The 20,757-nt window shown below is 64.1% G+C and carries 19 protein-coding genes; 8 read left to right on the plus strand and 11 right to left on the minus strand.

The window, feature by feature from the left end; translation table 11 throughout:
• Positions 1 to 54: 54 nt before the first annotated feature.
• On the plus strand, positions 55 to 1,155 hold the full coding sequence (gene hppD, locus NCR34_RS13045; RefSeq protein WP_248320651.1) for a 4-hydroxyphenylpyruvate dioxygenase: 1,101 nt from the start codon (positions 55 to 57) through the stop codon (positions 1,153 to 1,155).
• 69 nt (positions 1,156 to 1,224) lie between these two features.
• On the opposite strand, the gene NCR34_RS13050 is transcribed toward hppD, so the two are convergent.
• Positions 1,225 to 1,431 (minus strand): hypothetical protein, encoded by a 207-nt coding sequence (locus NCR34_RS13050; protein WP_248320652.1) that lies wholly within the window; start codon positions 1,429 to 1,431, stop codon positions 1,225 to 1,227.
• A 341-nt stretch (positions 1,432 to 1,772) separates the two neighbouring features.
• Here NCR34_RS13050 and NCR34_RS13055 point away from each other — a divergent pair, with 341 nt between their 5' ends.
• Positions 1,773 to 5,345, plus strand: coding sequence for an indolepyruvate ferredoxin oxidoreductase family protein (locus tag NCR34_RS13055; RefSeq protein WP_248320653.1), 3,573 nt, complete (start codon positions 1,773 to 1,775; stop codon positions 5,343 to 5,345).
• A 50-nt stretch (positions 5,346 to 5,395) separates the two neighbouring features.
• Here NCR34_RS13055 and NCR34_RS13060 read toward each other — a convergent pair whose 3' ends face one another.
• From NCR34_RS13060 to NCR34_RS13070, 3 genes are all read right to left on the minus strand, one after another.
• Positions 5,396 to 5,815 (minus strand): hypothetical protein, encoded by a 420-nt coding sequence (locus tag NCR34_RS13060; RefSeq protein ID WP_248320654.1) that lies wholly within the window; start codon positions 5,813 to 5,815, stop codon positions 5,396 to 5,398.
• 21 nt (positions 5,816 to 5,836) lie between these two features.
• Positions 5,837 to 8,116, minus strand: a complete 2,280-nt coding sequence (locus NCR34_RS13065; protein ID WP_250500058.1) for an NADP-dependent malic enzyme — start codon at positions 8,114 to 8,116, stop codon at positions 5,837 to 5,839.
• Positions 8,117 to 8,392: 276 nt separating this feature from the next.
• A complete protein-coding gene (locus tag NCR34_RS13070; protein ID WP_248320656.1) occupies positions 8,393 to 9,634 on the minus strand; it encodes an MFS transporter in 1,242 nt (413 codons plus the stop codon).
• 306 nt (positions 9,635 to 9,940) lie between these two features.
• Between NCR34_RS13070 and NCR34_RS13075 the strand changes: the two genes are divergently transcribed.
• The gene (locus tag NCR34_RS13075; protein WP_175938293.1) at positions 9,941 to 10,627 is read left to right on the plus strand and encodes an orotate phosphoribosyltransferase; all 687 of its coding nucleotides are present in this window, start codon (positions 9,941 to 9,943) and stop codon (positions 10,625 to 10,627) included.
• 79 nt (positions 10,628 to 10,706) lie between these two features.
• Here the strand turns inward: NCR34_RS13075 and NCR34_RS13080 are convergent, their stop codons facing one another.
• The gene (locus NCR34_RS13080) at positions 10,707 to 11,420 is read right to left on the minus strand and encodes a response regulator (RefSeq protein ID WP_248320657.1); all 714 of its coding nucleotides are present in this window, start codon (positions 11,418 to 11,420) and stop codon (positions 10,707 to 10,709) included.
• Between the two features lie 276 nt (positions 11,421 to 11,696).
• On the opposite strand from NCR34_RS13080, the gene NCR34_RS13085 reads away from it, so the two are divergent.
• The 3 genes from NCR34_RS13085 (at position 11,697) to argC (ending at position 14,373) form a co-directional block, all read left to right on the plus strand.
• Positions 11,697 to 12,290: a YbhB/YbcL family Raf kinase inhibitor-like protein gene (locus tag NCR34_RS13085; protein ID WP_248320658.1), complete on the plus strand. Its 594-nt coding sequence runs from the start codon at positions 11,697 to 11,699 to the stop codon at positions 12,288 to 12,290.
• 214 nt (positions 12,291 to 12,504) lie between these two features.
• Positions 12,505 to 13,104 carry a flavodoxin family protein gene (locus tag NCR34_RS13090; protein WP_248320659.1) on the plus strand — a complete coding sequence of 200 codons (600 nt, stop codon included), beginning with the start codon at positions 12,505 to 12,507 and terminating at the stop codon, positions 13,102 to 13,104.
• Positions 13,105 to 13,419: 315 nt separating this feature from the next.
• Positions 13,420 to 14,373, plus strand: coding sequence for an N-acetyl-gamma-glutamyl-phosphate reductase (gene argC / locus NCR34_RS13095; protein ID WP_248320660.1), 954 nt, complete (start codon positions 13,420 to 13,422; stop codon positions 14,371 to 14,373).
• 188 nt (positions 14,374 to 14,561) lie between these two features.
• Here the strand turns inward: argC and NCR34_RS13100 are convergent, their stop codons facing one another.
• The 4 genes from NCR34_RS13100 to NCR34_RS13115 all read right to left on the minus strand — a co-directional run bounded on the left by NCR34_RS13100 (position 14,562) and on the right by NCR34_RS13115 (position 17,928).
• Positions 14,562 to 14,927: a response regulator gene (locus NCR34_RS13100; RefSeq protein WP_248320661.1), complete on the minus strand. Its 366-nt coding sequence runs from the start codon at positions 14,925 to 14,927 to the stop codon at positions 14,562 to 14,564.
• 7 nt (positions 14,928 to 14,934) lie between these two features.
• Positions 14,935 to 15,369 carry a hypothetical protein gene (locus NCR34_RS13105; RefSeq protein WP_248320662.1) on the minus strand — a complete coding sequence of 145 codons (435 nt, stop codon included), beginning with the start codon at positions 15,367 to 15,369 and terminating at the stop codon, positions 14,935 to 14,937.
• A gap of 861 nt (positions 15,370 to 16,230) precedes the next feature.
• On the minus strand, positions 16,231 to 16,866 hold the full coding sequence (locus NCR34_RS13110; protein ID WP_248320664.1) for a LysE family translocator: 636 nt from the start codon (positions 16,864 to 16,866) through the stop codon (positions 16,231 to 16,233).
• A gap of 57 nt (positions 16,867 to 16,923) precedes the next feature.
• On the minus strand, positions 16,924 to 17,928 hold the full coding sequence (locus NCR34_RS13115) for an NAD(P)-dependent oxidoreductase (RefSeq protein WP_371747351.1): 1,005 nt from the start codon (positions 17,926 to 17,928) through the stop codon (positions 16,924 to 16,926).
• Between NCR34_RS13115 and NCR34_RS13120 the strand changes: the two genes are divergently transcribed.
• Both NCR34_RS13120 and NCR34_RS13125 read left to right on the plus strand, forming a co-directional pair.
• Complete coding sequence (locus tag NCR34_RS13120) at positions 17,908 to 18,666, plus strand: Mut7-C RNAse domain-containing protein (RefSeq protein WP_248320666.1); 759 nt, start codon at positions 17,908 to 17,910, stop codon at positions 18,664 to 18,666. The two genes, NCR34_RS13115 and NCR34_RS13120, sit on opposite strands and share 21 nt — an antisense overlap.
• Before the next feature lie 74 nt (positions 18,667 to 18,740).
• Positions 18,741 to 19,010 carry a hypothetical protein gene (locus NCR34_RS13125; RefSeq protein ID WP_175938313.1) on the plus strand — a complete coding sequence of 90 codons (270 nt, stop codon included), beginning with the start codon at positions 18,741 to 18,743 and terminating at the stop codon, positions 19,008 to 19,010.
• 7 nt (positions 19,011 to 19,017) lie between these two features.
• On the opposite strand, the gene NCR34_RS13130 is transcribed toward NCR34_RS13125, so the two are convergent.
• On the minus strand, positions 19,018 to 19,329 hold the full coding sequence (locus NCR34_RS13130) for a cupin domain-containing protein (RefSeq protein ID WP_206467172.1): 312 nt from the start codon (positions 19,327 to 19,329) through the stop codon (positions 19,018 to 19,020).
• Positions 19,330 to 19,339: 10 nt separating this feature from the next.
• The gene (locus tag NCR34_RS13135; RefSeq protein WP_248320667.1) at positions 19,340 to 20,629 is read right to left on the minus strand and encodes an MFS transporter; all 1,290 of its coding nucleotides are present in this window, start codon (positions 20,627 to 20,629) and stop codon (positions 19,340 to 19,342) included.
• Positions 20,630 to 20,757: the final 128 nt, after the last annotated feature.

Here is a 20,757-nt window from a genome sequence, read left to right on the forward strand (position 1 = left end):
CTAAACTTCTCTCCACGTCGCGGCAAAGCGCCGCATAGAAAACGGGAGACACGCATGAGCGCTACCACCTGGGAGAACCCCGTCGGCACCGACGGCTTCGAATTCATCGAATACACCGCGCCGGATCCGGTGGCGCTCGGCAAGCTATTCGAGCAGATGGGCTTCACGGCGATCGCGCGGCATCGGCACAAGAACGTGACGCTGTACCGGCAGGGCGAGATCAACTTCATCGTGAATGCGGAGCCGGATTCGTTCGCGCAACGTTTCGCGCGCCTGCATGGACCGTCGATCTGCGCGATCGCGTTTCGCGTCGCGGACGCGGCGAAAGCGTACAAGCGCGCGCTCGAACTCGGCGCGTGGGGCTTCGACAACAAGACCGGCCCGATGGAACTGAACATTCCGGCGATCAAGGGCATCGGTGATTCGCTGATCTATTTCGTGGATCGCTGGCGCGGCAAAAACGGCGCAGAGCCGGGCAGCATCGGCGATATCAGCATTTACGACGTCGACTTCGAGCCGATTCCCGGCGCGAATCCGAATCCGGTCGGCCACGGACTGACCTACATCGACCATTTGACGCACAACGTACATCGCGGCCGGATGATCGAATGGGCTGAGTTCTACGAGCGCCTCTTCAATTTCCGCGAGGTGCGCTATTTCGATATCGAAGGCAAGGTGACGGCGGTGAAGTCGAAAGCGATGACCTCGCCGTGCGGCAAGATTCGCATTCCGATCAATGAAGAAGGCTCGGAAAACGCCGGCCAGATTCAGGAATATCTCGACGCATATCGCGGCGAAGGCATTCAGCACATCGCGCTCGGCACGGACAACATTTACGAGACGGTCGACGGCCTGCGCGCGTCGAACATTGCGCTGCTGGACACCATCGACACGTATTACGAACTCGTCGACCGGCGCGTGCCGAATCACGGCGAATCGGTCGCGGAACTGAAAAAGCGCAAGATCTTGATCGACGGCGTGCGCGACGAAATCCTGCTGCAAATCTTCACGGAGAATCAGATCGGCCCGATCTTCTTCGAGATCATTCAGCGCAAGGGCAATCAGGGCTTCGGCGAGGGCAACTTCAAGGCGCTGTTCGAATCCATCGAACTGGATCAGATGCGGCGCGGTGTGTTGAAGGACACGAGCGCCTAACAACCGAAAAGGCGCAAAAAAGGGACATGAACGCAGCGTTCATGTCCCTTTCGTTTCCTAGCGATGCTTTCAGGCGGCGTTCTCGTCGTTGCTGCGCTCGGAGTCGCGGCGCTCGCTGCCGCGCATCTGCGGCGTCTGCGTGCGCACTTGCGCGACGGGCGGAACCGACGTGGCCCCGAACGGCGTGCCGTTCGCCCGCGCGCCGCCCATCGGCGCGCTGATCGCGAAAAAGGCCGCCGAGACCATCAGGAAACTCTGGATGTGGCGTTGCTTCATTCTTTTCTCCTTCTGACTGCGTGTGTACGGCTGCCCGCCGTTCCGCGCTCTCGAAAACCGTGCGCGCGAAACTGCGCAAGCGCCCGTTTAGACAGGGCCACGACCGTGGGTTCCGCGCATCGGTCACATTTACACCCTGTAACAAACGTCTCGACGTTCCCCGCCGCGCTTCAACGTTTTGACGCAAACTGGTGCTAAGTGAGGATTTTTTAACGGGTTTGTACCACTGTCTCGAAAGCGCGGGCATCGGCAAACTTGAAGTCCCGGCCTGCGCGTTCACAAGACGCAACGGCCCGAATCATGCTTTGGCGATCCCAAACTCGGGTGGAGGAGCACACAGAATGAACGCCCCGCTAGACGCAGAACAAAGAGCTTCGCTAGAAGCCGCGCTGAAATCCGTCACGCTCGACGACAAATACACCCTCGAACGCGGCCGCGCGTACATGAGCGGCATCCAGGCGCTGGTTCGCCTGCCGATGCTCCAACAAGAACGCGACAGAGCCGCAGGTCTCAACACCGCCGGGTTCATCTCCGGCTATCGCGGTTCTCCCCTCGGTGGTCTCGACCAGTCGCTCTGGAAGGCGAAGAAGTATCTCGCCGCGCATCAGGTCGTGTTTCAGCCGGGCGTGAACGAAGATCTCGCGGCCACCGCCGTCTGGGGATCGCAGCAAGTCAACCTCTACCCGAGCGCGAAGTACGACGGCGTCTTTTCGATGTGGTACGGGAAAGGCCCCGGCGTCGACCGTTCCGCCGATGTCTTCAAGCACGGCAATTCGGCCGGATCGTCGCAGCACGGCGGCGTGCTCGTGCTCGCCGGCGACGATCACGCGGCGAAGTCATCGACGCTCGCGCACCAGTCCGAGCACATCTTCAAGGCGTGTGGGCTGCCGGTGCTGTTTCCGTCGAACGTGCAGGAATATCTCGACTTCGGCCTGCACGGCTGGGCGATGAGCCGCTACTCGGGCCTCTGGGTCGCGATGAAATGCGTGACCGACGTGGTGGAATCGTCGGCGTCGGTGGATATTGACCCGCATCGCACGCAAATCGTGATTCCGACCGATTTCGCGATGCCCGACGGCGGCCTGAACATCCGCTGGCCCGATACGCCGCTCGTGCAGGAAGCGCGTCTGCTCGACTACAAGTGGTACGCCGCGCTTGCCTACGTGCGCGCGAACAAGCTGGATCGCATCGAGATCGATGCGCCGCACGCGCGCTTCGGCATCATGACGGGCGGCAAGGCGTACCTCGACGTGCGTCAGGCGCTGACCGATCTCGGCCTCGACGATGAAACGTGCGCGCAGATCGGCATTCGGCTGTACAAGGTCGGCTGCGTGTGGCCGCTGGAAGCGCAAGGCGCGCAGGAATTCGCGCGCGGCCTCAAGGAAATTCTGGTCGTCGAAGAGAAGCGCCAGATTCTCGAATACGCGATCAAGGAAGAACTGTACAACTGGCCGGATGCGCAGCGTCCGCGCGTCTTCGGCAAGTTCGACGAAAAAGACGGCGCGGGCGGCGAATGGTCCGTGCCGATGGGCAACTGGCTGCTGCCCGCGCACTACGAGCTTTCACCCGCGATCATCGCGAAGGCCATTGCCGCGCGGCTCGCGAAGTTCGACCTGCCCGCCGACGTGCGCGCGCGCATTGCGGCGCGCATCGCCGTGATCGAGGCGAAGGAAAAGGCGCTCGCGCGGCCGCGCGTCGAAGCGGAGCGCAAGCCGTGGTTCTGCTCCGGCTGTCCGCACAACACGTCGACGAACGTGCCGGAAGGATCGCGTGCGATGGCGGGCATCGGCTGTCACTACATGACGGTCTGGATGGACCGCAACACGAGCACATTCAGCCAGATGGGCGGCGAAGGCGTGGCGTGGGTCGGGCAAGCGCCGTTCACCAACGACAAGCACGTGTTCGCCAATCTCGGCGACGGCACGTACTTCCACTCCGGCCTGCTCGCCATTCGCGCGGCGATCGCGTCGAAGGTCAACATCACGTACAAGATTCTGTACAACGACGCCGTCGCGATGACGGGCGGCCAGCCGGTCGATGGCGTGCTGACCGTGCCGCAGATCACGCATCAGCTCGCGGCGGAAGGCGCGGCGAAGATCGTCATCGTCACGGATCAGCCGGAAAAATACACGCCGGACGTCGGCCTCGCGCCGGGCATCGACGTGCATCATCGCGACCAGCTGGACGACATTCAGCGCCAGTTGCGCGAGATTCCCGGCACGTCCATCTTGATCTACGACCAGACTTGCGCCACCGAAAAGCGCCGCCGCAGAAAGCGCGGCGCGTATCCGGACCCGGCGAAGCGCGTTGTCATCAACGAGGCCGTGTGCGAAGGCTGCGGCGATTGCTCGGTGAAGTCGAACTGTCTGTCGGTCGAGCCGCTCGACACCGAATACGGCACGAAGCGGCAGATCAACCAGTCTACGTGCAACAAGGACTTCTCTTGCCTGAACGGCTTCTGCCCGAGCTTCGTGACCGTGGAAGGCGGCCAGTTGAAGAAGCCGAAGGCGACGAGCGTGGCCGGCGATGCGATGCCGCCCGTCCCGACGCCGGAGTTGCCCGACATCGGCCGGCCGTACGGCGTGCTGGTGACGGGCGTCGGCGGAACGGGCGTGGTGACGATTGGCGCGCTGCTCGGCATGGCGGCGCATCTGGAGCAAAAGGGCGTCACCGTGCTGGACGTGACCGGCCTCGCGCAGAAGGGCGGCGCCGTGATGAGCCACGTGCAGATCGCCAACCGCCCGACCGACATTCACGCGACGCGCATCGCGATGGGCGAGGCGGATCTCGTCATCGGCTGCGATGCGATCGTCACGGCAAGCGACGAATGCGGCTCGCGGATGCAGCCGGGTCGCACGCGCGTGGTCGTGAACAGCGCGCAGACGCCGACCGCCGCGTTCATCAAGGATCCGAATTGGCGCTTCCCGGGCGCGAGCGCGGAAGCCGATATTCGCGCGGCCGCGGGCGAGCATGTCGCGCTCGTCGATGCGAACCGCTTCGCCGTCGCGCTGATGGGCGATGCCATCTACACGAATCCGTTCGTGCTCGGCTATGCGTGGCAGATGGGCTGGGTGCCGCTGCGGCATGAGTCGATCGTGCGCGCCATCGAGCTGAACGCGGTGCAGGTCGAGAAGAATCTCGCCGCGTTCGAATGGGGCCGCCGCGCCGCGCACGATCTCCCGGCTGTCACGCGGCTCGCGCAAGGGACGCAGGATGCGACGCCGAGCAAGGTCATCGCGCTGCATACGCCGAAGGCGCTGGATGCGCTGATCGACAAGCGCCTCGACTATCTCTCGAAGTATCAGAACGCCGCCTACGCCGCGCAGTATGGACGGCTCGTCGCGCAAGTGCGCGCGGCGGAGGCTGAGCTTGGCGTCGGCGACTATCTGCTGACCGAGGCCGTCGCCAAGAATCTGCACAAGCTGATGGCCTACAAGGACGAGTACGAAGTCGCGCGTCTCTATGCCGATCCGGCGTTCATCGAAAAGGTGAAGAGCAGTTTCGAAGGCGACTGGAAGATCAAGATGCATCTGGCGCCGCCGTCTTTCTCGAAGAAGGACGCGCATGGGCATCTGGTGAAGAAGCAGTACGGTCCATGGATGATGTCCGCGATGCGCGTGCTCGCGCGGCTGAAGTTCCTGCGCGGCACGGCGCTCGACCCGTTCGGCCGCACGGAGGAGCGGAAGATGGAGCGCGCGTTGATCGGCGAGTATGAGGCGCTGATCAAGGAACTGATCGCTGGATTGACGCCGCAGAAGCTGCCGCTGGCGATCGAGCTCGCGAGCCTGCCTGATTCAATGCGCGGTTATGGGCATATCAAGGAGAACAACGTCAAGGCGGCGAAGGTGAAGTGGGAAAAGCTGCTGGCGCGGTGGCGTTCCAATGAAGGTGGGGAGAAGCGGCAGGTGGCTTGAATCTCGCCGCTTCACGCTCGAAGGCGGTTCGCGAAAGCGAATCGCCTTTTTTATTTCGATGCGTTCGCGCTGCCGAACATGGTGTCGATGAATCGGAAGGCTTCGTCGAGGCCGACTCGCTCGAACGGCGCTGCGTGATGCGCGTACAGCAACGGCGTTCCCAAACGATGAATCAACCTCACGTCCAGGCGAAACAGCGTACCGATCGGATACTGCGCACGCATGCTTTTGCTGCATTCGACGCGCAGGTCGGTGCTCAACCCTTGACCTGCTAGCGGACGCACGCGCACGGGTGACGCCGAGTTCTCGCGCCGCGCACGGAACGTTTCAACGATGATCTCCAACGACTGCTCCATTCTTTGATTCGTATCCCCAATTGAATCACGGGAGAGACCGTAGAGATTCGACCGTTCAAAATAAGACGCCATCGAAAAAAAAACGGCGATCCAGTCTCCCGAATCGCCGTCCATTACTTCTACGCTAAACCCGCGTTACTTCGCCTTCATCACGCTGGCATTCGCACTCGCCACCGCCGTCATATTGATGATGCGCCGCACGGTCGCCGCCGGCGTCAGAATATGAACCGGCTTCGAAGCGCCGAGCAGGAACGGCCCGACAGTCACGCCCTCGCCGCTCACCATCTTCAGCAAGTTGTACGTGATATTCGCCGCTTCCACGTTCGGCATGATGAGCAGATTCGCTTCGCCGGAAAGCGTCGTGCCGGGGAACGCCGCCTTACGCACGGTTTCCGACAAAGCCGCATCGCCGTGCATTTCGCCATCGACTTCGAGATCCGGCGCGCGTTCCGCGATCAGCTTGCGCGCTTCCGCCATGCGCTTGCTCGATGCGCTCGGCACGCTGCCGAAGTTCGAGTTCGACACCAGCGCCACCTTCGGCTGAATGCCGAATCGCTCGATTTCGCGCGCCGCCAGAATCGTCATGTCGGCGAGTTGCTCGGGCGTCGGCAATTCGTTGACGTACGTGTCGCTGATGAAGATATTGCGTCCTTGCAGCATCAGCAGATTCATCGCCGCGAAGTTGTCCGCGCCTTCCGCCTTGCCGAGCACCTGATCGATGAACTTCAGGTGATCCTGATACGTGTCGATGAGACCGCAGATCATGCCGTCCGCATCGCCCGTATGAACGAGGATTGCGCCGATCAGCGTGTTGAACTTGCGCAGCGCCGCCTTCGCGCTTTCCGGCGTCACGCCCTGACGCGCGGCGATCTCGTGATACGCCTGCCAGCTCTTCTGATAGCGCGGATCGTCTTCCGGATTCACGATCTCGAAATCGACGCCCGGCTTCAGCTTCGAGCCCATCTTCTGCAGCCGCATTTCGACGACCGCCGGCCGCCCGATGATGATCGGCTTCGCGATCTTCTCCAGCAGCACGAACTGCGCGGCGCGCAGCACGCGCTCGTCCTCGCCTTCCGCAAACGCGATGCGCGCCGGCGCGGCCTTCGCCGCCGCGAACACCGGGCGCATCACCATGCCGGTGCGGTACACGGTCGCGCCGAGCGTCTCGCGATACGCGTCCATGTCCTGAATCGGGCGCGTGGCGACGCCGGAATCGATCGCGGCTTGCGCGACAGCCGGCGCAATCTTGATGATGAGACGCGGATCGAACGGCTTCGGAATCAGATACTCCGGACCGAATTCGAGCGAGTGGCCTTCGTACGCCTTTGCGACTTCATCGCCCTGATCGGTTTCTTCGGCCAGTTCCGCGATCGCGCGCACGCACGCGAGCTTCATCTCTTCCGTGATGGTCGTCGCGCCGACGTCGAGCGCGCCACGGAAGATGAACGGGAAGCACAGCACGTTGTTGACCTGGTTCGGATAGTCCGAACGGCCCGTCGCGATGATGCAGTCCGGGCGCACCTTCTTCGCCTCTTCCGGCCGGATTTCCGGCTCGGGATTCGCCAGCGCGAGAATCAGCGGTTTGTCGGCCATGGTCGCGACCATTTCCGGCTTGAGCACGCCCGCGCTCGAACAGCCGAGGAACACGTCGCAGCCGTGCATCGCGTCGCCGAGCGTGCGCGCGTCGGTGCTCGCCTGATACCGCTCCTTCGACGCATCTAGATTGCCGCGCCCTTCGTAAATCACGCCCTTCGAGTCGACGACGATCGTGTTCGACTTCTTCAGGCCGAGATCGATGAGCAGGTCCAGACACGCGATCGCCGCCGCGCCCGCGCCCGAGCAGACCAGCTTCACGTTGTCGAGCGTCTTGCCGACCACTTTCAGGCCGTTGAGAATGGCCGCGGACGCGATGATCGCCGTACCGTGCTGATCGTCATGGAAGACGGGAATCTTCATGCGCTCGCGCAGCTTCTTTTCGATGTAGAAGCATTCCGGCGCCTTGATGTCTTCCAGATTGATGCCGCCGAGCGTCGGTTCGAGCATCGCGATGGCGTCGACGAGCTTGTCCGGGTCGGTCTCGTTCAGTTCGATGTCGAACACGTCGATGCCCGCGAACTTCTTGAACAGGCACCCTTTGCCTTCCATGACCGGCTTGGCCGCGAGCGGTCCGATGTTGCCGAGGCCGAGCACGGCCGTGCCGTTCGTCACCACGCCGACGAGGTTTGCGCGCGACGTGTACTTCTGCGCGTCGAGCGGTTCGTCGTAGATCGCCATGCACGCAGCCGCGACGCCCGGCGAATACGCGAGCGACAAGTCGAGCTGGTTGGAGAGCGGTTTGGTCGGCGTGACGGAAATCTTGCCGGGACGCGGATTCTGGTGATACGCGAGAGCGCTTTGCTTCAGTTGTTCGTCCATGATTAGCCTGAGACGTTAGAAATTTTTTGAACAGGGTTCACAGCCGGCGGCCGCTCGGCACTGTGGGCGGGATGTGAATCGATGGACCAATGTTGTTAGTCACCCGGCGCGTCGGATAGACGCAGCGTGCCGCCCGGCAGGGATGAAGCGGGCGAACGGAGCCTTGTTTTTGGCTGTTCAGTGTACACCGCGTATCCCAAATGGCGCGACGCAGCATTTCATGCGGAAGCGTTGCTGGGCGTGCGTTTCGTCGGAAGAAGAGGCGCGCCGCGCCTTTCAGTCGAGTTCCGCGCCGCGCTTTTCGGGGATCAGAAAGAGGGTCGCGGCGACATCCAGCAGATAGATGCTGGCGAGAAACGCGAGCGCCACCGCGAACGTATAGCGCGCCGCGAGCGCGCCCACCACGACCGGCCCGAGTCCGCCGACCGCCCGCCCGATGTTGAACAGCACGTTCTGCGCAGTGGCGCGCGCTTCGGTCGGATAGATCTCGGAAATCAGCGCGCCGTAGCCGCCGATCATCCCGTTGACGAACACGCCCATCGCCGCGCCGCCGATCAGGAGCGCGGCCGGGCTCGTCAGATTCGAATAGACGAAGACCATGGCGACCGCGCCGATCTGATACGCGAGAAACGCGGGCTTGCGTCCGAAGCGATCGGCCGCGATGCCGAACAGCCAGATGCCGAGCGCCATGCCGAGCACGGTCGCGGCCGTCCAGACGCCGGACTTCGTGAGCGAATAGCCGAACGTTTTCGACAGATAGCTCGGGAGCCAGATCATTAGCCCGTAATAACCGAAGTTCTGCACCGAGCACAGCACGATCACGCCGAGGCTCGCGCGCGCGGTCCGCGCATTGTTGAACAGGCGCTTCAGCGGCAACTTGCGCGCGGGGTTTTCGGTGCGGCGCGCGGTGAAAAGCGCAGGTTCGGCCACGCGCCGCCGCACCAGAAAAGAGACGACGGCCGGCAGCAAGCCGACGGCGAACATGCCGCGCCAGCCGATCATCGGCAGAAGTAGCGGCGTGAGGAGCGCTGCGGCGAGCACGCCGAGCTGCCAGCCGAGCCCGACATACGACGACACGCGTGCCCGCTGTCGCGCGGGCCACGCTTCCGCGACGAGCGCCATGCCGATGCCGAACTCGCCGCCCAGCCCGACGCCCGCCATCGTGCGATAGAACAGCAAGTCGCCGTATCCGCGTGCGAGCGCGCAGAGGCCCGTGAAGACGGCGAACACCAGAATGGTCCACGTGAGCATGCGCACGCGCCCGAAGTAGTCCGACAGCACGCCGAACACGACGCCGCCCGCCACCGCGCCCGCGAGCGTCCACGTGACGAGCGCGCCGGATTGCGCGGGCGTCAGGTGCAAGTCGGCAGCGATCGCGGGAAGCATGAAGCCGAGAATCAGCAGGTCGAAGCCGTCCATCGCGTAGCCGAGCACGGATGCGGCGAGCGCATGCCACGCGTGGCGAGGCGACGGAGCAGGCAAATCGGAAGAATCGGTCGGGCGGGAAGCGGGTCTCATCGCGAAAATGAATCGGAAGGCGCGGCGAGTGTACTGGCGAGCGGCCCGCCGTCACAACCGGAAAAAAGTCGCTCGGGACGCGTGCCGCCGCGCTGCTCGCCCCGCCGCGCAGGCTCGGGTAAAATCGCGGGTTAGCTGTGCATGGGACAACGCAGGCGCTTTCAGCGCCGGGTCCCGTCGACACGCGCGCAGAAAAACGCCGGACAGCCCTTCGAAAGACGGCTCGTCGGCGTCCGGTTCATGCGCCAGGGCCCTCGCGGCCGCCTTCCGCTTCCAGAAGCGCCACATCAGTCCAAGGATTCGCCCATGACAGGCTTCGATCGCCAGACGATCTCCGACACCACCGCCAAGATGCTGCTCGAAGTGCAGGCGGTGCACTTCAACGCGGAAAAACCGTTCATCTTCACGTCCGGCTGGGCGAGCCCGGTGTACATCGACTGCCGCAAGCTGATTTCGTATCCGCGCGTGCGTCGCGGCCTGATGGAAATGGCCGAAGCGACCATTCTGCGCGATGTCGGCTACGAGCAGATCGACGCCGTCGCGGGCGGCGAGACCGCCGGCATCCCGTTTGCCGCGTGGATCGCCGACCGTCTGATGGTGCCCATGCAGTACGTGCGCAAGAAGCCGAAGGGCTTCGGCCGCAACGCGCAGATCGAAGGTCTGCTGACTGAAGGCCAGCGCGTGCTGCTGGTCGAAGACCTGACCACGGACAGCCGCAGCAAGATCAACTTCATCAACGCGCTGCGCACGGCCGGCGCGACGGTGAACCACTGCTTCGTGCTCTTCCACTACAACATCTTCAAGGAGAGCGTGTCCGTTCTGAAGGACATCGACGTGGATCTCCACGCGCTCGCCACGTGGTGGGACGTGTTGCGGGTCGCGAAGGAACAGGGCTATTTCGAAACCAAGACGCTCGATGAAGTCGAGAAGTTTCTGCATGCGCCGGCCGAATGGTCGGCCGCGCACGGCGGCGCCACTGCCACGCCGCAATAATTAATCGTTGCTGTCAGGCGATTAAAACAAAAAGCCGCTGATTTGAGTCAGCGGCTTTTTTATTTTGGAAGATTGGCGTCTATAAGGATTTGGAATCCGGCAGCGGCGAATCTTCCAGTGTACCGTCGCCCGTATAGGCAGAGAGGTTCATTAATCCGTTGCTTTGCGCGTACTGGAATAACTCGGAATCTCGCTCGATGCCGAGTTTGCGCATTGCCGTGTTCTTCTGCGTGCTGATGGTCTTGATACTGCGCCGCAGTTGCCCCGCGATTTCCGTGATGGTCATGCCGGACACGAAAAGGCGCACCACTTCGAGTTCGCGCTTCGACAGAATGACGCCGCGCTGCTGCCCCGACGCGCCGATGCCCATGCTGTCGAGCGCCGCCTTCACCGACGGCCCGAGATATTCCTGCCCGCGCATCACATGCTGAATGGCCCAACCGATGTGGTTCATGTCGTCGGCCTTGTTGATGATCGACACGACGCCGACTTCGCGCAAACGTTTGAGCAAAGCCGGATTTTCGAGCATGGTCAGCACGACGAGCCGCACTTTCGGAAACTGGCGGCCGATGTAGCCGAGGAGCGGCATGCCGTCGCCGTATGAACCGCCGGGCATGGCGAGATCCGTCACCAGCACGTCGCACGGCGTTTTCTGCAATAGCTGGACGAGTTCGGTGGATTGACGCGCCTGGCCAACGACATCGACTTCCGGAAACTTGCTGAGCGCCTGCGCGGCGCCGAACAAAATCACAGGATGGTCGTCTGCAATGATGACCTGAATTCGCTGGCTCATTTATTCTTCTCCCAAATCCGGTCGACTGACTGCCACGCGAATCAAGTTCAAATGGTTCATATGTTGATCTACGAGTTTGAGTCTTCACCATCAGCCGCGCGCACAAAGAAAGACGACTGATTTCGCGCCATAGGTTTGGCCCAAGGATCAAGCTTTTAATGCTTTGTTGCAATGTTAAACTGCAACCTCCTACGAAGCGCATCACTGAGACAAAAAACATCGTTGCAGCCGGCGAAACGCTGCTATATGGGTTCCAGCCGCTGCCAGGAGTCAGCCATGCGCCTCGCATGTCGGATCGTGCGTTCCGGTCACGCTGTCGCTGCATTTACGCTCGGCGTCGCCAGCGCGGCGGCGCTGCTGTGTCATGCGCGCGGCGCGGCCGCGCAGGACGTCTTCTCCGTGACGAGCCCGGAACTGGCGCCGGGCAAGACCATCGGGCACGAACTGCTCTTCAACGATTCGGATTGCAAGGGCGGCAACCGCTCGCCGCAGCTTTCGTGGCGCGGCGCACCGGCGCAGACACGCAGCTTCGCCGTGACGATTCTCGATCCCGATGCGCCGGGGCGCGGCTGGTGGCACTGGGCCGTCGCCGGCATTCCGCCGACCGTGACGCACTTGCCGGCGAATGCGAGCGCCTCGGGCGCGCTGCGCAAGGTCGGCGCGGTCGAGGCGCGCAACGACTGGGACACGGACGGCTACGGCGGCCCCTGCCCGCCGCCCGGCAAGCCGCATCGCTACGTCGTGACCGTGTACGCGCTGAATAGCGACGACTTGCGCCTGCGTCAGGGCACGCCCGCGCTCATGTTCGATCACGAAATCCGCGCGACCGCCATCGCCAGCGCGCAACTGACCTTTTCCGTCGGACGATAGCCCCGCGCGATTGTTTCGCCGCGTGCATGTGAGCGTGCGGTAGCCCCGGTAGCACGGAAAACGGCTGCGCTAGACTGACTGCGTCCATGCGTCCAGGTTTCGGCCGCGCTGTGCGCCTTGCAGCGCCGCGAATAACGCATCCGGACACGACCGCCGCTCACCATGCAACACGCGCGTCGCTCGCGCGCGCCGCCACGCGCGGCTAGAGGGAATCATGCCGAACATCGTCATCGTCTATCACAGCGGCTACGGTCACACGAAGAAAGTCGCGGAAGCCGTGCTCGCCGGCGCAACCGACGCCGGCGCGAACGGCAAGCTGATGCCCGTCGGCGAGATGGACGACGCCGCCTGGGCCGAGCTCGAAGCCGCCGACGCCATCGTGTTCGGCGCGCCGACCTACATGGGCGGACCGTCCGCCGACTTCAAAAAATTCGCCGACGCCAGTTCCAAGCCCTGGTTCGAGCAGAAGTGGAAAGACAAGATCGCGGCGGGCTTCACCAACTCCGCGCACATGAACGGCGACAAGTTCCTGACCATTTCCTACTTCGTCACGCTGGCGATGCAGCACGGCATGATCTGGGTCGGCGCGGGCCTGATGCCGTCGAACACGAAAGCGGCCACGCGCAACGACCTGAACTTCGTCGGCGGCTTCACGGGCCTGCTCACGCAAGCGCCCGCGGATGCGTCGCCGGAAGAAGCGCCGCCGCCCGGTGATATCGAGACGGCGAAGACCTTCGGCGCGCGCATCGCCGCCGTCGCCGCGCGGTGGGCGGACCGTCCGGGCGCATCGGAAGCGGCGCCGGTCGCGTCGTGACGCGTCAGCGGCAGCCGCGCGGGGTTCGGCGGCTAGTCTCCTGATTCCGCGGACGCGCCCGTCCGGATCGACGATGCGTACGCTTCGCGTGCCACCGACCGTTACGAACCGGGCCGCGCCGGGGTAAAAATGCTGCGCTGCCCGGCTTCTCTCCTCAGTCTGCGAGCGTGCGCCGCTTCGATAACCCTGCTAATCCGCCAAGGACGTTGCCGTTGAATTCTGCGCAGGAATCGACATCAACCGGTCGCGAAATCGACTTAAAATGGCGGTTTTGCGGCGGCGCACGCGCGGCGGCCACGAACCAGCGAGATCGAGATGACCACGAAAGTATTTGTCGACGGACAGGAAGGCACCACCGGCCTGAAGATTTTCGAATATCTGTCGCAGCGCCGTGACATCGAAGTGCTGCGCATCGACGAGGCGAAGCGCAAGGATGTCGAGGAGCGTCGCCGCCTGATCAACGCGTCGGACGTGACGTTCCTGTGCCTGCCGGATGTCGCCTCACGCGAGTCGGTTTCGCTCGTGGAGCCGGGCAACGACCGGACCTGCGTGATCGACGCGAGCACCGCCTTCCGCACGCACGACGACTGGGCCTACGGCCTGCCCGAGCTTTCGCGCGCGCAGCGTGAACGGCTGCGCACGGCGAAGCGCATCGCGGTGCCGGGCTGCCACGCATCGGCGTTCGTGCTGTCCATGCAGCCGCTCGTCGCGGGCGGGCTCGTGCCGGCCGATTTCCACGCGCACGCTTATTCGATCACCGGCTACAGCGGCGGCGGCAAGAAGATGATCGCGGAATACGAAGCGGGCGACGACGTGCGCCTCAATAGCCCGCGCGCCTACGCGCTCGGCTTGACGCACAAGCATCTGCCGGAAATGTCCGTGCGCACCGGTTTGTCGCGCGCGCCGATTTTCACGCCGATCGTCGGACCGTTCCTGAAGGGTCTCGCGGTCACGACGTACTTCTCGCCCGACCAGCTCACGCGCGCCGCCAAGCCGCAGGACGTGCGCGACATGCTCGCCGAGTACTATGCGGGCGAGCCGTTCGTGCGCGTGATGCCGTTCGATGCGGACAGCAATCTGGACAACGGCTTCTTCGACGCCCAAGCCTGCAACGACACGAATCGCGTCGACGTCTTCGTGTTCGGCAACGACGAGCGGTTTGTCACCGTGACGCGGCTGGACAATTTGGGCAAAGGCGCGTCGGGCGCGGCGATTCAGTGCATGAACCTCGCCATCGGCGCCGACGAAACGACGGGGCTGGCGCGCTGAAGGCGTTGATTCAGACACCGTGTCGAGGACGAGCCGGCCTGCGGGCCGGCTTTTTCATGCGCCGCAACACGAAACCGACGGACGAAAAAAAGCCCGCCTAGGTCGGCGGGCTGAATCCATATCAGTGGAGACATGGAGGAGACAGGAACCACTATACCAAGAAATTTGGTGCGTTGCAACAAGCGTGCTTAGGGCTGAGTCATCGACAGGATGAATTGCAGTTGATCCGCCGAGATAGGTTTGACGAGGTGGATGTCGAAGCCCGCTTCCAGCGTCATATCGCGATGCTGCGGCTGGCCCCATCCGGTTAGCGCGACGAGCAGCATCGCGGCTCCATTCGGCGACTCGCGCAGCGCCCGCGCGGCGGCGAGGCCGTCGACGAGCGGCATGCCGAGATCGAGAATCACCACTTCGGGCGCGAACTGCGCGGCCACCTCCACGGCCTGCGCGCCGTTGGCGGCGAGCGCCACTTCGTGACCCATGCCGTTGAGCAGATTCGCGAGGCCGGCGAGCGCGTCGTCGTCGTCATCGGCTATCAGGATGCGCTTGGTCATGATGGCCTCACCGGTTGGCGGAGATTTCGAGCTTCAGCTTGTTGGAACCGGCTGATGCCGCCGTGATTTCCGTGCGCGCGCCGCGTGCACCGAGATAGAAATGCTGCCGCGCGGGCGAGTTTTGATCGTGCGTCGCGTCCGGCAGGCACGAGGCGATGTCCGCAGCCACGCCTTGCAGCGCGTCGGCGCTGGAGCCGGCGTGGGGCGTCCAGGTGCAGCGATAGTTCGCCTGCGAGGCGGCGCACTGCGCGTCGTCGCCGTAAGGCAACGCGAGCGGCCGGCCGTCGCTGGCCGTGAGCGAGGAGAATGTCGGCGATGCCGCGACGATGTGCTTGAGCGCATCGCAAGGGCTCGGCGTATCGTCGGCGCGGGCGGCGGTCGCGGTCGTCAGCACACCGCAATAAAGTGCGGCGAGCGCGACGCCTGAAATCTTCGCTTGCATCCGTGTCTCCTGTCGGCCGCAGTTAGGGCTTCAGCCCTTAGTGCGGTCTCATGCATCGCGGTCGGCCGCAGTTAGGGTTTTGCCCCTGGTGCGGTCCCATGCATCGCGGTCGGCTGCGCTTAGGGCTTTAGCCCTTCGTGCGGTCCCATGCATCGCGGTCGGCCGCACTTAGGGCTTTGGTCCTAGTGCGGCTCCATGCATCGCGGTCGGCTGCGCTTAGGGCTTTGGCCTTTGTGCTGCTTCATGCATCGCCGTCGGCCGCGTTGGGGGTTCGGCCTTTTTTGCAGCTCCGTGCATCCCGGTCGGGCGGCACTTAGAGCTTTCGCTTTTCGTGCTGCTTCATGCTTCGCGGTCGGCCGCAGTCAGGGTTGTAGTGCTTGGTTCGCGGTCGGCCGTACTTAGGCTTTAGCCTTCCGTGCAGCCCCATGCATCCCGTTCCGCCGTTTTCCGCAACTCAACTCCGTCCGAAACCAACGCCTCACAGTCCGCGCCTACGCACGCGCAGCGAGCCCATGCATCGCGGCTCTCGCAAACCGCGTGCGCCGCGGCTAACCCGTTAAGCGCAGACACGGCGTGCGCTGGAAAGCATCAGGCGCTTTCAGCGTCTCGGCATTTCCCAACGCGCGGTCTGCCGCCCGCTGCAGCGCGAACCTTATCGAAGTCCGCCCAAACTGCTCCGCCAAACACGAGCCTGCGAACGGTTTCGCCGCAAACATAAGACCGATGCCCGAGGCCACTATCCATCGCTCGCCTGCCCGCGTATGTTCGGCATCGAATCAAACTCCAACACAAATCGAGCAAACTGTGCGCCCGTTCGCTCGACGCTTCGAGCGCTAGCGCACATAACATCGGCGGTGAAGCTCAATGCCGCAGCAGCGCCATCATCGCGCCAAAGCCGACGAACAGGCCGCCCGTCAGCCGATTGAACGCCTGCGCGACCGCCGCGCTTTTCAGCTTCTCGCCGATGCGCGCGCCGAGGCCCGCATAGACCGTGAACCAGCTCACCTCGATCACCGCGAGCGTCGCGACGAGCACGGCGAACTGCGGCAGCACGGGCCGCGCCGCGTCGATGAATTGCGGCAGCAGCGCCGCCGCGAAGAGGATCGACTTCGGATTGCTGCCTGCAACGAGGAAGCCGTTGCGATAAAGCGCCGATGGCCCCGTCGACCGAGCACGCGCGCCGCCGCTTTCGTCGCGCACCTCGACCGCGCTCGCCTTCGCGCGCCAGCTCTTCACGCCGAGCCAGACAAGATACGCCGCGCCGGTGAGGCGCAGCGCATCGAAGAAACGCGGCCACGCCTCGAGAAACACGCCGAGCCCCGCCGCCGATACCGACAGCATCAAAACGAGCGCGCTCAGACTGTCGGCCATCGTCGCGACGGAGCGGCGCAGGCCGAAACGCGCGCCGTGCGTCATCACGAGCAGCATGTTGGGACCCGGAATCGCGGATATGACAAACACCGTGGCGACGAACATCCACCAGACATGCAGACTCATTGCGGTCTACCTAAGAAGAGCGGGACTGCGATTATGCCGCGTCTTCTCGTCTGGAAATCACTGTCCTGCGCGCCGCGCCGCCACTTGCCCCAGCACCGCGAAGTCCTTCTCGCCGTCGCCGTGAGCGAGGGCATCGACGAGGTTATCGCGCACCACGCTCGCCACGGGCAACGGCACGTTCACGGCTTCGCCGGCTGCAATCGCGAGGCGCACGTCCTTCAGCCCGAGACGCGCCTTGAAGAGCGCCGGTTCATAGCGGCGCTCCGCGATCATCTTCCCGTAGCCCTGGTACACCGGGCCCGGAAACAGCGAGTTCGTGATGACATCGAGGAAGGTCTGCGCCTCGATGCCGTGTCCCGTGACGAGCGCCGCCGCTTCGCCGAAGGTTTCGATCGCCGAGCCGAGCATGAAATTCGCCGCGAGCTTCAGCACGTTCGCGTGCTCCGGCTGCTGGCCGACGCGCCACGTCTTCTGGCCCATTGCATCCAGCACCGGCTGCACGCGTTCGATGTCCGCGTCCGCGCCCGCCGCGAGAATGTTGAGCTTGCCCGCCGCAGCGACATCCGGGCGGCCGAGCACCGGCGCCGCCACATAGCCGACGCCGTGCTGCGCGTGCAACTGCGTGAGTTCGACGGCGAGCGCAGTCGAGATCGTCGCCATGTTCACGTGCACGAGGCCCTTCGACGCATGCTTGAGCAAGCCGCCTTCGACGAGAACGGAGCGCAGCGCGTTGTCGTCGGCGAGCATGGAGAACACGGCATCGCCGGAGAACGCCTGCTCCGGCGTATCGACCACGGACGCGCCCTGGTCCGCCAATGCCCGGGTTTTCTCGCGCGAGCGGTTCCACACGCGCACCGAGTGCCCCGCCTTCAGCGCGTTGCTCGCCATCGCGCCGCCCATCTCGCCCAATCCGATGAATCCGATATCCATTGCCTGTGCTCCTTTCACTGAGTTCCCGTCGCGCCCACGGCGCGCGGCCGTGCGCCAGTAGAGCACATCGCCCGGCAGCACGCAGCGGCGCGCAATGCCATACTTGCTCGCATGGTCAACGCGCGCTTTCATTTTCACGATGAACTGAACGACTTCCTCGCCCGGCCGCAGCGAGGGCGAACGTTCGAGTGCGCGTGCCCGCCGACATCGTCGACGAAGCACATGATCGAAGCGCTCGGCGTGCCGCACACCGAAGTCGGCTTGATCGTGCGTAACGGCGTGCCCGCTGGCTTCGACGCGCAGATCCAGCCCGGCGATTGCATCGAGGTGTATCCGGCGGGCCACGCGCCGCCCGATGTCGCGGATGGTGGCTCGTTGCTGCGCCCGCCTTTGCAGCCGGCGAATGTGCGCTTCATCGCGGACGCGCATCTCGGCGGGCTCGCGCAACTGCTGCGGCTCGCGGGCTTCGACACGCGCTACGACAACAACTTCCCGGACGATGAAATCGAGCGCCTCGCGCACGAAGAATCGCGCGTCGTGCTCACCCGCGACCGTGAGTTGCTCAAGCGCCGCACCGTGCTGCACGGCTGCTACGTGCGCGCGCTGCAACCGGACGAACAATGGCGCGAGATCGCGGACCGGCTGAATCTCGCCGCCCATGTGCGCGCGTTCCGCCTGTGCCTGATGTGCAACGCGCCGCTGCGCGCCGCCGCGCCCGACGAGGTCGACGGCCGTGTCCCCGACGGCGTGCGCGAACGCCACACGCGCTTCGTCACCTGCGATGTCTGCCGGCGCGTGTTCTGGGAAGGCTCGCATTGGCGGCGCATGCGCGCGCGCATCGACGCGATGGCGGAAACCGGTCCGGCTTGAAGCGAGCACGGGCAAGCGCCGCAGCCGGGCCAGTACAATACGGCTCCATCGACACTGCGGCCCCGGAGCATTACGTGAACAAATTCCAGCTGGAACAAAACAAGGCGTTCAAACTTGCCAACGATCTCAAGCAAGGCGGGCGCGCACGCGTGGGCGCGGCCGATGCGCCGAAAGCCGACCGACGCGAGCAGCGCAAGCTGGATCAGGCGAAAGGCCTCGTCCCCTTTGCGTGCAAGCTCGACGAAAAGCTCGTGAAGCAACTGAAGGAACGCGCCGAAACGCACGAAGGCGGCATGACCGAAGCGCTCGCCGAACTGCTGGTCGCAGCGGGCCTTTCGCGCTGAGCCTCGCTCAGACGCTCCCTTCTTTCTCGATCACGAGAATGCGCGCCGCGCCGACCGGCTCGGCGTAATGCTCGTCGCCGGCTTGGGCGTGGAAGATATCGCCCGCCTTCAGCGTCAGCGTGCGCTCGCCTTCTGCGTCGCGCACGTGCATGCGCACCACGCCGTCCATCACGGCGAACACCTCTTCGCCGTCATTCACGTGCCACTTGTACGGCGCATCCGTCCAGTGCAGACGGCACGACGTGCCGTTCATCACGCAGATATCGAGCGCGCCCCACGCGCGCTCGGCCGTGAACTTGCCGCTTTCGATCACTTTCATGCAATGCCGCCTAGCGAGTGAATTCGCGCGCTTCGTCGACGTCGGCGTGGCGCGTCGCGGGAATCGCCGCCACCGCGATCAGCGAGAGCACGACGCCGCCCATCACATAGAACGTCGGCGCGAGTTGCGAGCCAGTGACGCGAATGAGCCACGTCACGATGAATTGCCCGAAGCCGCCGAAGATCATCACCGCGATGTTGTATGCGAGTGAAAGGCCGGTCGAGCGCAGGTGCGCGGGAAACAGCTCGGAGAGCAGCGCGCCGAACGGCCCGTAGTAGCCCGACAGCACGATCGAGAGCGCGGCCTGCACGATCACGAGACGCATCACGCTCGGCTCCGCCGCGAGCCACGCGAAGAGCGGATAGATGATGACGAGCGTGATCCCGAGCGACCACAGCGTGAGCGCCTTGCGTCCGATGCGGTCGGACCACGCGCCCGCCACCGGCGAGAGCACCGTCAACAGCAGATTGCCGACGATCAGCGCCGTGAACGACTGGCCGTACGGCAGCTTGAGTTGCTTGACGGCGAACGTCGGCAGATACGCGATCAGCACGTAGACCGTCACCGTCAGCGCGATCACCGCGCCGAGACCGCACAGCACTTCACGGCCATGCGTGCGGAAGACCTCGCCGAGCGTCGCGCGGCGCGCGGTCTTCTTCACGTGCATGAACGCTTCCGTGTCCGACATGTTGCGGCGGATATACAAGCCGATCGGCCCGATCACGAGCCCGATGATGAACGGCACGCGCCAGCCCCACGACTCCAGCGCTTGCGGCGACAGCCCGCGCGAGATCGCCGCGCCCACGACCGCGCCGAGCAAGAGCGCCGCCGCCTGACTCGCCATCTGGAAGCTGCCGTAGAAACCGCGCTTGGAGAACGGCGCCGCCTCGATCAGAAGCGCGGTGGAACTGCCGAACTCGCCGCCCGCCGAGAAGCCCTGCAACAGCCGCGCGACGACGATCACAATGGGCGCGCCGATGCCGATGGCCGAGTAAGGCGGCACAATCGCCAACAGCAGAATGCCGAGCGTCATCAGCGCAATCACGAGCGTGAGCGCCGGTTTGCGCCCGGCGCGGTCGGCGTACAGCCCGAGCACGATGCCGCCCACGGGCCGCATCACGAAGGCCACGCCGAAGCTGGCCGTGGTGAGAAGAATCGACGAGTAGTCGTTGTCGCTCGGGAAGAAGAGCCGCGCGATCACCACCGTCATGAAGCCGAATACGACGAAGTCGTACCATTCCAACGCGTTGCCGATCACCGCCGCGCTTACCGCGCGCGCATTTAATGGTCTGTCTGCCATGCAAATCCCTGTAGATTGATCGATCGGCGCCGGGCTTGCGCGGCCGGGATATTTTTTCCTTGGCGAGTGTAAAGACCGCGCGTGGCCTTATCAAGCGACAAGCAACGAAGAAAAGCGCGCCGGGCTTC

It is taken from the genome of Caballeronia sp. GAWG1-5s-s, from assembly GCF_023631445.1.
Lineage (GTDB): Bacteria > Pseudomonadota > Gammaproteobacteria > Burkholderiales > Burkholderiaceae > Caballeronia.

Coding starts and splice junctions, on each gene's coding strand:
- hppD (WP_248320651.1), top strand. CDS start 55: ATGAGCGCTACCACCTGGGAGAACCCCGTCGGCACCGACGGCTTCGAA.
- NCR34_RS13050 (WP_248320652.1), bottom strand. CDS start 1,431: ATGAAGCAACGCCACATCCAGAGTTTCCTGATGGTCTCGGCGGCCTTT.
- NCR34_RS13055 (WP_248320653.1), top strand. CDS start 1,773: ATGAACGCCCCGCTAGACGCAGAACAAAGAGCTTCGCTAGAAGCCGCG.
- NCR34_RS13060 (WP_248320654.1), bottom strand. CDS start 5,815: ATGGACGGCGATTCGGGAGACTGGATCGCCGTTTTTTTTTCGATGGCG.
- NCR34_RS13065 (WP_250500058.1), bottom strand. CDS start 8,116: ATGGACGAACAACTGAAGCAAAGCGCTCTCGCGTATCACCAGAATCCG.
- NCR34_RS13070 (WP_248320656.1), bottom strand. CDS start 9,634: ATGAGACCCGCTTCCCGCCCGACCGATTCTTCCGATTTGCCTGCTCCG.
- NCR34_RS13075 (WP_175938293.1), top strand. CDS start 9,941: ATGACAGGCTTCGATCGCCAGACGATCTCCGACACCACCGCCAAGATG.
- NCR34_RS13080 (WP_248320657.1), bottom strand. CDS start 11,420: ATGAGCCAGCGAATTCAGGTCATCATTGCAGACGACCATCCTGTGATT.
- NCR34_RS13085 (WP_248320658.1), top strand. CDS start 11,697: ATGCGCCTCGCATGTCGGATCGTGCGTTCCGGTCACGCTGTCGCTGCA.
- NCR34_RS13090 (WP_248320659.1), top strand. CDS start 12,505: ATGCCGAACATCGTCATCGTCTATCACAGCGGCTACGGTCACACGAAG.
- argC (WP_248320660.1), top strand. CDS start 13,420: ATGACCACGAAAGTATTTGTCGACGGACAGGAAGGCACCACCGGCCTG.
- NCR34_RS13100 (WP_248320661.1), bottom strand. CDS start 14,927: ATGACCAAGCGCATCCTGATAGCCGATGACGACGACGACGCGCTCGCC.
- NCR34_RS13105 (WP_248320662.1), bottom strand. CDS start 15,369: ATGCAAGCGAAGATTTCAGGCGTCGCGCTCGCCGCACTTTATTGCGGT.
- NCR34_RS13110 (WP_248320664.1), bottom strand. CDS start 16,866: ATGAGTCTGCATGTCTGGTGGATGTTCGTCGCCACGGTGTTTGTCATA.
- NCR34_RS13120 (WP_248320666.1), top strand. CDS start 17,908: ATGGTCAACGCGCGCTTTCATTTTCACGATGAACTGAACGACTTCCTC.
- NCR34_RS13115 (WP_371747351.1), bottom strand. CDS start 17,928: ATGAAAGCGCGCGTTGACCATGCGAGCAAGTATGGCATTGCGCGCCGC.
- NCR34_RS13130 (WP_206467172.1), bottom strand. CDS start 19,329: ATGAAAGTGATCGAAAGCGGCAAGTTCACGGCCGAGCGCGCGTGGGGC.
- NCR34_RS13135 (WP_248320667.1), bottom strand. CDS start 20,629: ATGGCAGACAGACCATTAAATGCGCGCGCGGTAAGCGCGGCGGTGATC.